The sequence below is a fragment of the Methylocystis sp. SB2 genome, from assembly GCF_049817085.1.
Classification (GTDB): Bacteria; Pseudomonadota; Alphaproteobacteria; order Rhizobiales; family Beijerinckiaceae; genus Methylocystis; species Methylocystis rosea.
Genome location: NZ_CP187401.1, coordinates 61837 through 75726 on the forward strand (window position 1 = coordinate 61837; position 13890 = coordinate 75726).

The window sequence follows — 13890 nt, forward strand, 5'->3', positions numbered from 1 at the left end:
AAGTGTGCAGTCACCCTGCTTCCTCTCGGATTGAGGAGGGGCCTGACGGACCGCGCCAAGGTCCAGCCCTTTGCGATGCCGCATATTTTACAGGCACCACGACAGGGTTGTGAAGGCCCGCGACAGGACTTCCGACGCGGAGGAGCGCTCCGCCTCTCGAAAGAGATAGACGCTGGCGAAGCAGTACGCTGCAAGCAACGGCTTGCATATTAAAGTAATCGGCATGTCTTTGTTTCGACGACATCTACGCAAGACTGTCGCCGCTCGCCGATCAGCAGCTCGTCCTTTGCTGTCGGATCGGAAAAAAACGGCGAATTATTCGTCCGGAGGCCTGACGCGCCCAAGCGTGGCCCTTGCCCACGGCCGACGGCCTGGCGCCTACTGCCGGAGTGATTCGCCTTCTTCACACGGCCGACTGGCATCTTGGCGCGACGCTGCAGGGCTGGTCGCGCGAAGCTGAGCACCGCGACGCGCTGGCGCAGCTTGTCGCCATCGCCCGGGAGCGGGCGGTCGACGCGGTCATCGTGGCGGGCGACATTTTTGACAGCCTCAATCCGTCCGCCGACGCCCAGCGGCTGCTCTACGACACATTGCGCGACTTGCGCGTCGCCTGTCCGCACGCGCGCATTGCGCTCGTCGCCGGCAATCATGATCCGGCGGCGCGACTCGAAGCGCCGCGCGCATTGTTCGAGATGGCCGACGTCGTTTCGATCGGCGCCTTTGCGCGTCGCGAGGGCGCCTTCGACGCCCGCTCGCATCTTTCGCCGATCCGCGACGCCAGCGGCAAAATTGGCGCACATTTGCTCGCGCTGCCTTATCCGCGCGCCGTGGATCTGCCCGTAACGAGCGGCGGCGGCGCCGCCAGCGCCGTGCGCGAGGCCTATCGCGAGGCGGTCGAAAGCGCGCGGCGCGAAATCGGCGCGGCGCCGCTCATCGTCACCGGCCATCTTCATGTCGCAGGCGCGCTCGAATCGGAAGGGTCCGAACGACGTATTCTCGTCGGCGGCGAACACGCCCTTCCGTCCGACATGTTTTCGCCGGATATCGCTTATGTTGCGCTTGGCCATCTGCATCGCCCGCAATCCGTCGACCGCGAGACGATCCGCTACTCCGGTTCGCTCATTCCGATGTCGAAGACCGAGATCGGCTATGCGCATGGCGTCAGCATCATCGATGTCGACGACAGCGGCGCCGTTGTCATCCAACATGCGCCGATCATCCGCCCCGTCCGTCATTTGCGCGCGCCGGCGACAGGCGCGCTGTCCGTAACCGAACTCGAGGCTGCGCTTCAGGAACTCGATTTGGACGCCTCGGCGCCGATGGACGCCTGGCCCTTCGCGCATCTTGCGATCAGAGTCGACGGCCCAGCCGTTGGGTTAAAAGCCGAGCTCGACGCCATTTGCGAGAAATTCCCGCTGCGCGTCGTTTCGACCAGCGTCGAACGGCCACAAGCGCCGGCGGCGGCGCCGACGCCATTGCGCCTTGCCGAGCGCAAACCCACCGATTTGTTTCGCGAAGCCTTTGAACAGGCGCACGGCGTAACCCCCACGGACAATCATTTCGACTGTTTCGAGCGTCTTCTGCAGGAGGCGTGACATTGCGCATTCTGGCGATCAGAGGCGCCAATCTCGCCAGTCTCGCCGAAGGCTTCGCGATCGACTTCGACAGCGAGCCGCTGCGCTCGGCGGGCCTCTTCGCCATCACCGGCGAAACCGGGGCCGGCAAGTCGACGATTCTCGACGCGATCTGTCTCGCGCTTTATGACAAATTCCCGCGCGTCGTCGCGGCCGGCGCGAGCGAAGGCGCGCCAGATCCGTCCGGAGAGACGCTCGGCTCTGGCGACCCGCGCACAATTCTTCGCCGCGGCGCCGGACGCGGGTTCGCGGAAGTCGACTTCATCGGCAAGGACGGGCTGCGCTATCGGGCGCGCTGCGACCTGCAGCGGGCGCGCGGCAGAGCGTCGGGCGCGCTGCAAAAGCGCGTCAGGTCGCTGTGGCGAATCGACGAGGCCGGCGAAATCGTCGCGCCGGTCGAGAGCGGCATAGAGCCCGTCAACGCCCGCGTCGTCGAATTGACCGATCTCACCTTCGACCAGTTTCGTCGCACGGCGCTTTTGGCGCAGGGCGAATTCGACGCCTTTTTGCGCGCAGACGCAAAGGAGCGCGCCGAACTTCTCGAAAAAATCACCGGCGCTGAAATCTATGGCGTTCTGTCGCAGCGCGCCTTTGAGCGCGCTCGCGAAGCGCAGCAGGCGACGACGCTTGTCGAACGCCGTCGCGCCGACATCGGCGTGATGTCTGAAGACGAGCGCGCCGCGATGGACGCAGACATCGCAGCGACCGAAGCCGAACGCGCGCAAGTCGCCGAAAGGCGCAGCGCGATGGCTGATGCGCTGCGCCGCTTCGACGCCTTGGCCCAGGCGCGAGCAAAGCTTGCGCAGGCGATGTCGGCGCGCGAGGGCGCCTTGCGGGCGTTTGACGAGATGGCGCCGCTGCGCGAAAGGCTTGCGGCGCTGGCGCAGGTCGAGCCGCTGCGCGCGCCGCGGGACGAGATGCGGCGCGCCGAGGATACGCAAAAGGCGGAGCTCGAAGACGCCGCCGACGCGAAAGCGAAAGCGGACGCCGCTCAAGAAGCTTTCGCCGCTCAGGAGGCGCGCGCGCGCTTCGCTGCAGAGTCGGTCGCCGCCTCGGAAGCGGAGATGGCCCGGTTTGCGCCGATATGGAGCGAAGCCGCGGCGCTCGACGCGCGCATCGCCAATTTGGCGCAGGAGGAAGCGAAAGCGCGAAGCGTCGCCGAGGGCGTCGCGTCGCGCGCTGCGGAGAAGCGCGCCGAACGCGCCGAAACAAGCGAACGGCGCGCCGAATTTGAACGCGCGAAGGAGACGGCGGTCGCCGATCTCGCGCGCCTCGAGCCGGCGCGGGCGCTCAGCGAACGCTGGCGAGACATCGACGATTGGCTGACGAAGCGTGCCGAAATCTCGCAAGCCAAGCGCGCCTGCGATGGCGCGCTCGCAGCGGCCTTCGCCGACATCGATCACGGCGACGCGACGCTTGCGGACTTTAACGCGCGCGATGCGCAAGACAGAGCGGCCTGTGAAAAGCTTGCCGCGCAAATCGCGGACCGCGACAGCGCGCTCGTCGCGCTCGACGAACCGGCCGCGCTCGCCAGCGCCGACGACCTCACGCGCGCCGTCGAACTGATCGACGCTTTGCGCAGATGCGCGCGCACATTTGACGAGGCGGACGTCGCGGCGGCTTCTGCGCATCAAGACATCGCCCGCTACGCGCAGGACGAAGCGGCGATTCGACAGAAGCTTGAGGGAGTACGTTCGGAGCGCGCGTTAGAGGCAGCGCAAAGCGCCGAGGCCGAACGCTTCGGCGAGTTGGCGGACGCCGCGGCGGATCCCCACGCGCTGCGATTGCGCGCTGCCTTGAACGACGATGCGCCGTGCCCCGTGTGCGGCGCGCGCGAACATCCTTTCTCTAAGACGCATGACGCAGCGAGCGCGTTAATCGAAGCGCTGCGCGCCCGGCGCAATGAGGCGCGGCAAACGCTCAGCAGATTGGACGAGGAGAGTGTCGCATTGAGCGCGCGGGCGGCGCAGGCGCAAGCGCTTCACGAAGACGCATCGCGTCGCGCGGCACAAGCGCGAGCGGCTCGCGGGCGCGCCGAGGCCGAATATGCGTCGCTGCTGAGCGGGGATTGCGCGCGAGATCTGGCGCCGGAGCTGGCGCCGTCAACGTCAATTCTGTCCGCCTCGCCGCCGCTGCAAGTACTGGCGAAGGAGGTTGCAGCCGTGCGCGATGGCGTCGCGCAAAAGCTTCGCGCCGCGAGACGGCTGCGTGAGGAGCGGGATCGACTGCGCGCTGAGCGCGACGCGGTTCGACTGGCGCTCGACGCCCGTCAGGAAGAGCGTGCTGCGCTCGCCGTGTCGCTAGAAGCTTCGCGCGAAGCGCGCGCGCGGTCCAGCGCGGAAAGCGCCGGACTTGTCGAGCGCCTGGAGTCGCTCGATCGGTCGCTCGCGCCTTATCTGCAGCTTTGCGACCTCTCGGCAGCGGATCTCGATCGCGACGCCGCTTCGGCGCGCCGCCGGCTCGAGACGGCGGGCGCGCATTATCGGGAGGCGCTGGCGCGGTCGGATGAGGTCGCCGCAAACCTCGCCGCGATCGGACTGAAGGGGGAGCGCGTTGCGGCGGAGGCAGACAGCGCATGCGCCCGCGAGGCCGAAGCCAAAGGCGATCATGAGGCGCGCGCAAGGGGCGTTACTGAGGCGCGCGATGCGCGCGCGCTGCTTCTTGAGGGAGAAGCGACGGCCGCGCATCGGTCCCGCATCGAGGCGCGCCACAGGGCGGCGATGGCGGCGCGCGACGAGGCGCGCCAGCGGCTCGCTGAAGCCCAGCAGTCGAAAACGGCCTGCGAGACGCGTCACGCCCATTGTGCAAGCGCCGCAGAAAGCGCGGCGGGTCGCGCCGTGCAAGCGCGCGCGGTCTTTGCAAGGGCGCTCGCGGACGCTGGCTTCGATGAGGCGACTGCGGCGCCTCTTCTTGCGATGTCGCGCGAAGAGCAGACGGAGCTGCGTCGCGCCGTCGAGGCGGCGGAAGCCGGGCGCGCCGCCGCCGAGGCCGCCGTCATGGAGCGGCAGGTCGATTTCGATGAAGCGCAGGCGATCGCTCCGGCGGGAGTTCCGCGTGAGATTCTCGCGGCTCAGGAGAAAGACATCGCTGATCGCCTCGACGAATTGTCAACGCGGCTGGGCGCGCTGGGCGAGCGCGGCGCGAAGGACGACGAGGCGCGGGAACGCGCGACAGCGCTCGCGGACGAGCTCGAACGCGCGCGCATAAACGCCAAACTCTGGAGCGAGATCAATGAAGCCATCGGATCGGCGAGCGGCGACAAGTTCCGCCGTTTCGCGCAGGCCGCGACCCTGCAGCATCTCGTCGCGCTCGCCAATCAGCGCCTGGCGCTGCTTGCGCCGCGCTATGCCCTCGAGCGCTCGGGCGAGGCAGGCGCGCTGGGCCTCCAGATTATCGACCGCGATCTTGGCGACGAGCGCCGTTCGACGCGTTCGCTCTCCGGCGGGGAGCGCTTCCTCGCGTCGCTGGCGCTTGCTTTAGCGCTTGCCGGACTCGAGGGGCGCGATTCATTCGTCGACACGCTTTTCATCGATGAAGGATTCGGCGCGCTCGATTCCGCGACCCTCGACGTCGTCATAGACGCGTTGGAGACGCTGCAGGGGCAGGGCAGGCGGGTGGGGGTGATCAGCCATGTCGACTCGCTACAGCAGCGCATCGGGACGAAAATCTGCGTCGAGCGCCGGGGCGGCGGGATTAGCGTGGTCCGACTGCGTGCGCCTGGCTACGCGTGACGCGTGATGCCACTGGCCGACCCTGAAAGAAGCCGCCGATCGATTCTATTCGGCGGAGAACTCGCGTCGAAAAAGCCGCAAATTCGCGACGACGCTTTCGGAAAAAAACCTGTGCTGTGGCGGTAAGGCCACAAAAAACAATGATCAGCGCCAGAGACTGTGGCGCCGGCGCCACAGGTCTTGTGCGTTGCGACGTCACATTACAGCTAGGGCAAAGTTTGTCACGGGTCTGTCATCCAGCGCCGGCTTCACTGTCTCCCGAAAGTTAACGGGGGAATGGAACCAATGAAACCTGGAGTTGGACAACGCGCGCTCGCCATCGCTGCGTTCGGCTTATATGCGATGGCTTCGACCGCTCCGGCCGCAGCCGACACTGCGTCTGAAATCCGCGCGCTCAAGGCGCGCCTCTCCAAACTCGAAGCCGACGAAGCCCGCGCGAGGCGCGAGGCCAGGGTCGTGCACGCGTCGCTCCCGGCCGACAAGGGGCCGCCTCCGCCGCCGCCGCCGCTGCACTGGTATGAAAGGCTGAGCCTGCGCGGCTATACGCAGATGCGCTACAACGACATTATCAACGGCGGGCCGTTCTACAACGATATCAGCACTGTCGGCGACAAATCGGTCGGACCGCGCCAGAACTTCTTCATCCGCCGCGCCCGCATGATCCTGAGCGGCGACGTCTCCGATCATCTGTACCTTTATTTCCAGAACGATTTCGCGAGTTCTCCGCCGAACGCCTTCTCGAACTCGGCGACCTTCGCCGCGCCAGCTAATTTGGCCGGCCAGGCGGTGTATTATTACTATAATCCGGGCGTTCTTTTCCCCTATCCGGGCTATAATCAGGTCGGCAACTACAGCTCCGCGCCCGGCAATTTCGGCCAGATCCGCGACCTTTACGCGGATATTTACTTCGACAAGGACAAGGAGTTCCGCGTCCGCGCCGGCCAGTCGAAAATCCCCTTCGCCTTTGAGAACCTGCAGTCGTCGCAGAATCGTCTCGCGCTCGACCGCGCCGACGCCGTCAACAGCTGCTGCAAGGACGAGCGCGACATCGGTCTGTTCTTCTACTATACGCCGAAACATTTGCGCCCCATTTTCAGGGATCTGGTCAAGAACAACCTTAAAGGCTCCGGCGATTACGGCATGGTCGCCTTCGGCGTCTATAACGGTCAGGGCGCCAACCGCATCGAACTCAACAAGGGCACGCATCTCGTCGCGCGCTTCACCTATCCTTACGTCTTCGAGAACGGCCAGGTCGTCGAAGCGAGCGTCGCCGGCTATACGGGGCGCTTCGTGCCCTATACGACTGGCATCCGGCCGTCTCTGGGCGGGGGCACGAATTGGGCGGGCTTCGTTCCGCTTAACCTTCCCTATTCGGGCATCGGATCGGGCTTCGTGCCCTACGTCGCCGGGTCGGGATGGAACAGTCTCGGCAATTACAACCTTGCCCAATATGGCGCCGTTAACGGCTGGGGGCCGGTCGTCGCCAATGGCAACGGCGTCCGCGACTCGCGCGTCGTCGTCAACGCGGTGATCTATCCGCAGCCCTTCGGCCTGCGCGCCGAATGGAATTGGGGCGTCGGCCCGCAGCTCAATGCGACGCAGACGGCGATCGAGACGAAACGGCTGACGGGCGGCTATGTCGAAGCCAGCTATAAATATGAGGACAAGGACTTCGGCACTGGCGTGTATTTCCCCTTCGTGAAGTGGCAGTATTACAACGGCGGCTCGAAGTTCGACAACAACGCGCCGATGATGCGCATTTACGAATGGGAAGCTGGCGTCGAATATCAGCCTTTGCCGGAGCTTGAATTCACGGTGAACTATTCGAAGATGAACCGCACGAATACCCAGGCCGCGCCTTACCGCCAGTTCCAGGCCAATCTGGTGCGCATGCAGCTGCAGTGGAACTACTGATCATCTGGTCAGACTAACTCTTGTCAAACGCCTCCGGTTCGCGCCGGGGGCGTTTGCGATTTCGGGTTTTTCGTTTGCTCGTCTGGTAACGAAATGACCTTGGTTGGGTTTTGGTGCGAGGACTCGAAATATGAAGCTGATCGCGACGGTTGCCTTGTCCTTCATGTTGGCGTTGGCAGGGTCAGCGCTTGCTGAAGACTATGAGAACGCCGTCAGCGCAACGCGACGCGGCGACTTCGCCAGCGCGTTCCAATTGCTCAAGCCGCTGGCCGAAAAGGGCGACGCGCGCGCGCAGGCGGACATTGGCGCGATGTATCTAGCAGGCAAAGGGATCGCCGCCGATCCCAAGGCAGCTTTGAAATGGCTTCGTCTCGCAGCGGATCATGGGAACGCCTCCGCCCAGTTCAATCTCGGCACCATGTATCTCGAAGGACACGTGGTCATGAGAGATTACAAGGAGGCGATGAAGTGGAATTTGCTCGCCGCAGGCCAGGGATTGGCCGCGGCGCAAGTGAACATCGCCTCGATGTACTATGACGGCGTCGGCGTCGCGCAGGATTACAAGGAAGCGGTCAAATGGCTGCGGCTCGCGGCGGAGCAGGGTGACGCCGACGCGCAATTGAATCTCGGCAACCTGTATGTCGCCGGACAGGGCGTCGAGCGCGATCTGCTGCGCGGCTTCATGTGGACGCAGCTTGCGACGGAGTCGCTGTCGATGGGCGAGACCGAAAAGAAGGCGGTGCGGGACATGTCGGCAAAGTCATTGTCGCCGGAAGATGTCGCCAAGGCTCAAGCCATGGTCGCTCGCTGCAAGGAATCGAAGTTTAAAAATTGCGATTGAGCTGCAGGGGAACGCTCGGTTCGACCGGAGCGTTCCCACCTTTGATTTCCGCCGATTCTCGCTCGATTTGGATTTGTTCTTTCGCTGTCGGGCTCGCAGGCTTTAGTCCTGCGAGCAGCTGATCGACGAGGGTTGTTTCAGCCCCGTTCAGCCAAGTCCGCCACCACGCCCCTCCGGCGATAAGCTTTGCGCCCGTTTGATCAACCGTGGTCGGCGGGCTTTTGCCCACGGCCGGCAGGTGAGAAGCCTGCTACTGTTCCGGATCCTTCGCAGCGCCTTTCGTCCATCCACCCCGGCAGTTCGAACGGGGTCGGCAGTCTTGTAACCGTTGCTGGGGTGGCGACGCGCGATGGCGTTTGCTTAACCCGAGCAGACATTCGCAGGGGTGTGTTGCTGCTGTATTTCTAAAACGAGAATGATATTTCTCGAATGTGTGTACATTGTATAAAATAGCAATAATATTGCTGGAAGTTTGCTAAAATAGTACATTATTGGGACTATGCGACCGTTGTCATAAAATGTATAAGGACGTACGCAAAATGATATACTATGCATAAAGCTTAAATGAAGTTAAATTGGCTTTTAACTAGTACTTAGTACAATCACGTACTGTATCTAAGACGATTAAATGTGTGGTACTGCAGCAACACATTGAATTATAGCGATTAGATGCTGCCTCAATACATGTTAAGTCATGGATTTGTCATCTGACGTGGGCCATAAGTCGCGCGCTGTTTTTGAACGCTCATGAAAGCGCGAGGCTGGGACATGGCAATTACACGGTTCAATCAATCACTCGCTCTAGCGACGGTGGGAGCATTGCTCTCGACAACTGGCCAGGCGGCCGACAGCGCCACTGAGGCGCGACTGCGCATGCTGGAAGCGGAGATCGCTCGGCTTCGTCCGCTGGAAGCGGAGGTCGCCAAGCTTCGTCATGAAACGCGCGGAGCCAAAGCGCAGGCGACAATCGCGACCAACGTCGCCAACGCCGCAGTCGTGGCGAAGGGCCCGCCGGGTCCGCCCCCGCCGCCGCCGGTCTTCGTCAGCTTTAGGAACGGCCTGTTCGTGGAAACGGCGGATAAGCAATTTAGCTTCAAGATCGGCGGTCGCCTCTTTGTAGATGGAGGCGGGACTGTTGGCTCCCCGGGCAACGGCTGGCAGGGCAATGTTGGCTTTGGCCAGGCGCGACTTGAAGTCGAGGGTAGCTTCAGGCCCTGGTTTTATAAGATCCAGTACGATTTCGCGAATTCCACAACGCAGCTTTGGAATACAAATCTGCCGAATGCGAACGGGGGCACGGGTCTTCAGTTCTGGTCAAGAAACTACGTAACCGACCGCAATTTCCTTTGGGGCGGATTCCGCGATGCATACCTCGGCCTGCAAGATCCGCGCTTGTCGCATCCGTTGCTCGCTGAGCCGGTCTATTTCAAGATCGGCAGCCAGTATGAATCTTTCAGCTTAGAGGCGTTGGCGTCTTCGAAATATCGCGACACGATCGAACGGCCGCTTGCGGTCGATGCGATCGCGCCCTTCCGCCATATCGGCGTGGCGGCTGGCATGATCGGCAAAGACAATTGGACGGCTCACTTCGGTCTTTACTCGCTGAGCTTCCAGGATCTCAACGCTCGTCCGGTGAATACGTCGTCAGGAAATGCGGGCGTTTTAGTGCCGGCTTATAGTGGCTACGGCGTGAAAAACGCCAATTGGTATCAACCCTGGGGAGGCGGCGCCTACTGGGAAACCACCGGCCGCGTCACCTGGGCGCCCATCTTGGATGAACATCGACTTGTGCATTTAGGCGTCGCCGGAAGCTACCATCAGCCAAATAATGCGACAGCCTACAGCGACGATCGTAACTCGGCGCCAGGCAATCGCCTCGGGTCGGAAGCCAATGTCCTGGGCACGAACTTCCTCGGAACGACGGATCTTTCGTGTGGCCGTTTCGCTCAGTCCGCCCCCTTCGTGGCGGGAGTGAACTTGAACCAGTATAACGCCGCAGGTAACTGTATAAAGGATATCGAAAAAGTCGACCTTGAGGCCGCACTGTCCTACGAAAACTTCTTCGTCCAGGGCGAGTGGCTCATGGCGAACTATAATCGTAACACGTCCGCAGCTCAGCAGTTTGCGTTGACCCAACTGGCTCAGTTGGGCGCCGCTTCGCCCGCTCAGGGACTGTTTATCTCCCCCGGTAATTCCAATTACGTGACCACCGGAGGATATGTGCAGGGCGAGTGGTGGATTACAGGAGAAGAGAAAGCTCAGTCCTACGACATGAAAGACAAGAACGGCGTCACGTTTGGTCAGCTGAAGATCAAGGATCCGTTCATGAGGGGCGGATGGGGCGCATGGGGTCTGGTGGGCCGCTGGAGCGTTCTCAACCTGAACAACGGGCCATACCAGGGCGCGTCTCTATATAACAACCTGGCGGTCGCCAATAACGCGTTCGGATTATTCGGGGGCCTCCCGGGAACTCCTGCACAGATCGCCAATGCAACTCTCTTGCAGAACGTTATCGCAAACTCCGGCGTCTATGGCGGCTATCAACAAAACGTGACGGCAGGCGTCAATTGGTATCCGGATAACGGCATCGCCTTCCAGTTCAACGCGACCCATGTGATGTCTCTGAAATCGCCGTTGAACTGGAACAATCAGTCTTCCTACGAGAGTGGCTCGCACCCGACGTTCCTCGAAATGCGGGCGAAGGTCTACTTCTAGTCATTGTAACTTTGGTTCTGCGCCCCCTTGGGGGCGCAGAACCTTTTTGCGCCAAAGGAAGACGTCAGGCGCCGCGTGAGCCCTAGAATCTAGGGCCGATCGTCACCAGCGCTTCGTCGCCCATCGAAGACAAACGCGAGCGTGTTTTTTCTGTCTTCTCTTTACTTATGTCTTCTCTAAGGGCTCAGGCGTGGCGCGGCCATTACGGCATCCAACGGGAGCAGGCGAACCGCGGCGAAAATCAACAGACTCGTTCCCAGGCCCAGTCACGGTCATTGTAGACGTAGCAAGGATCCCCGCCGTAAATCCGATGCCCGTCGCTCCAATAACCATAGGTGGCGCCCAGTAGCACGGCGCCAAACGCTGCGGCGGGAGCCGCCGCAACTATGTTGGAGCTGCGACGATAGGACGTTCCGCTGTAGTAACCCCGGCGATACCCATGGTCATAGCCCTCATGATATCCAACATCGTAACTGCGAGGGTAAGCGACACGATATCGGCCATGAGAGCCAGCAGCGCTACCTGCTGTAGCCTCTGTGGCAGGCGTGGCGAGAGCTGCAGCGATTGCGGCGGACACATAAATCTCACGAAGCATCGCTTCCCTCCGAACCGAATTGGCCTATGACTGCCTCATTTCAGGAGTCGCGAAATAAGCAGCAAGTGAATCGAAAGAATGTTCCCCGTTTTCGATTTTAGCAAGACTGAAGCGCTATGATCCTCGTTCAGCATCAAGGCTACAGCGCCAGAGTCAATTGGTAAGCCGAAGTGGCGCTCGCAATGTCCGCCGCGCGCAATGTCCGGCGGACTCTTCTTTTGGCCTATGCGGGCGCATTCGATTCTCGCAAGCAATTCGCAAAAGGGATTGATGGCGCGAACCCGTGTCGGTCGTGTTTCGCTGTTTTCATCTTCTGCGAGGCCCATGCTTGTTGGGGCAGCCGAGACGGCGACGTTGTTTCGCGCGGGCCGACAGGCTGGTTAGCAATTCGTTAAGGTTAACGCCCCACCCTGTCACCGGACACAAAGGGACATGCGGGGCGGGACTTGGCGATTCGGCGAGAGAAGCAAGCACTCGTCCTGGCGACGATGGGGGCATTGCTCTCGACAGGCGCCGGCGCATCCGACAGCGCCGTCGAGGCGCGATTGCGCATGCTTGAAGCGGAGATCGCCAGGCTTCGTCCGCTGGAAGCCGAGGTCGCCAAGCTTCGTCAGGAAGCGCGGCAGACCAAATCACAGTTGCGCAACGCGTCCTCAAAGGACCGCTCACAGCAAAGCGCAACGAACATCGCCAATGCTGCGGTCGCCAAGGCGCCGCCGGGTCCGCCTCCGCCACCGCCAGTGTTTGTCAGCTTCAAGAACGGCCTTTTTGTCGAGACGGAAGATAAGGCGTACAGCTTCAAGGTCGGCGGCCGAATTTTACTCGATGGCGGCGGCATCGCCCTGCCGCTCGACGGTTTCGACAATCAGGTCGGCGGCCGGCAGCTTCGCCTTGAGGTCGAGGGCAGGGCGGCGGGCATTTACTTCTACAAGCTGCAGTATGATTTTGCCGGAACCGCTCAGGTGACCGGCAACAATCAGGTGCTGAGCGGCATTCGGGACGCCTATTTCGGCTTTCAGAGCCCCCTGTTCACACTGCCCTTCGCCAAGGATCCGGCCTACATCATGGTCGGCAGCATGTTCGAGCCCTTCAGCGTCGAAGCGATCAATTCCTCAAAATACCGCGACTTCATCGAACGCTCGCTTGCGGTCGACACCTTCCAGCCGGATCGTCATATCGGCCTTGCGATGGGCGCCTATGGCGATGACTGGAGCTTCAAGGGCGGCATTTTCAGCACCAGCTTCGGCGACGCGAGTCAGAATCCGGCTCGCGGCTATCCGGCCACCTGGGGAATTCCGCGTCTTTATATTCCCAACGCGGGCGGCGGCGGTCCTTTCCCGTCCAACACCACCTGGTTCCAGGCCACAGGCGGCGGACAGTATTTCGACCTCACCGGCCGTTTGACCTATGCGCCGATCCACACCGAGCATGATCTCCTCCATGTGGGCGTCTCTGGCCGGTATCATCAGCCAAACGACTCAACGGCGGTAAATGACGATCGCGTTCTGGCGCTCGGCAATCGCATCCGATCGGAAGCCAATATCCTGGGCCAGGGGCTCATCGGCACGCCGGATCTTTCCTGCGGCACGATCGTCGGACCCATCCCCAATAGTATCTTCAACAGCTCCGCTTTCGCGGGCAAATGCACCAAGAACGTCGAATCCTTCGGCTTGGAGCTGGCGGCTTCGCATGGGCCGTTCGGCATCCAGGCTGAATATTTCGGCGCCATGTACAACCGCGATCAAAACGCGATCAACCGGGCGACGTATCTGACGGCGGCTTCGGCGGCGACTGGCCTCATTCCCGTTAACGGCTCTCAGGTTCCGTTCAATCCGGGCGGCCGCTCGGCATATTTCGACGGCTACTACATCCAGGGCACCTATTGGATCACCGGCGAGGAACGCGCGCATTCCTATGACATAAAGGACAAGAACGGCGCGACCTTTGGTCAGCTCAAGATCAAAAATCCCTTCAGCGCTGGCGGCTGGGGCGCCTGGGGCCTGGCTGCGCGCTTCAGCTCCGTGGACCTAAACAACGGCCCTTATAACGGGAACAATCTCTACAACCTGCTCGCTTTGACGACATTGGTTACGCCGAACCCATTCGCGCGGACATATATCGCGAACGCGGGGATCAACGGCGGCCGTCAGCAAAATCTTACGCTCGGGGTAAACTGGTATCCGGACGTGGGCTTCGCGTTTCAGTTTAATTGGACGCGCGTGATGAATCTCGTCGCGCCACTCAACCTCTACAACGGCGGCCAATTCCCCACCTTGCTGGGCGCCAATTACACCGGCGCGCATCCCAATCTGTTTGAGCTTCGCGCCAAAGTTTATTGGTGAGCGTCGCCACTCTGAGGAAACGACGGCCGGCGGGCGTTTCCTTGTATGCCCTCGGATGCTATATCTCCTGGATACTAATCCGCCGATAGGGAGCGTTCGGCTTCGCCGATGAGGTCGC

General features: G+C 61.8%; 6 protein-coding genes. All 6 read left to right on the forward strand.

Annotation, left to right across the window (positions count from 1 at the left end):
• The first annotated feature begins 389 nt into the window (after positions 1 to 389).
• Positions 390 to 1595 carry an exonuclease SbcCD subunit D gene (locus ACPS74_RS00320; RefSeq protein WP_029648071.1) on the forward strand — a complete coding sequence of 402 codons (1206 nt, stop codon included), beginning with the start codon at positions 390 to 392 and terminating at the stop codon, positions 1593 to 1595.
• Positions 1592 to 5365, forward strand: a complete 3774-nt coding sequence (locus ACPS74_RS00325) for an AAA family ATPase (protein ID WP_051381649.1) — start codon at positions 1592 to 1594, stop codon at positions 5363 to 5365. Before ACPS74_RS00320 ends, ACPS74_RS00325 begins: the two co-directional genes overlap by 4 nt.
• A gap of 285 nt (positions 5366 to 5650) precedes the next feature.
• Positions 5651 to 7279: a porin gene (locus ACPS74_RS00330; RefSeq protein WP_239754564.1), complete on the forward strand. Its 1629-nt coding sequence runs from the start codon at positions 5651 to 5653 to the stop codon at positions 7277 to 7279.
• Between the two features lie 130 nt (positions 7280 to 7409).
• Positions 7410 to 8120 carry a tetratricopeptide repeat protein gene (locus ACPS74_RS00335; protein WP_029648075.1) on the forward strand — a complete coding sequence of 237 codons (711 nt, stop codon included), beginning with the start codon at positions 7410 to 7412 and terminating at the stop codon, positions 8118 to 8120.
• A 768-nt stretch (positions 8121 to 8888) separates the two neighbouring features.
• On the forward strand, positions 8889 to 10835 hold the full coding sequence (locus ACPS74_RS00340) for an OprO/OprP family phosphate-selective porin (protein ID WP_029648078.1): 1947 nt from the start codon (positions 8889 to 8891) through the stop codon (positions 10833 to 10835).
• A gap of 1083 nt (positions 10836 to 11918) precedes the next feature.
• Positions 11919 to 13772 carry an OprO/OprP family phosphate-selective porin gene (locus tag ACPS74_RS00345; protein WP_051381651.1) on the forward strand — a complete coding sequence of 618 codons (1854 nt, stop codon included), beginning with the start codon at positions 11919 to 11921 and terminating at the stop codon, positions 13770 to 13772.
• The last annotated feature ends 118 nt before the right edge of the window (positions 13773 to 13890 follow it).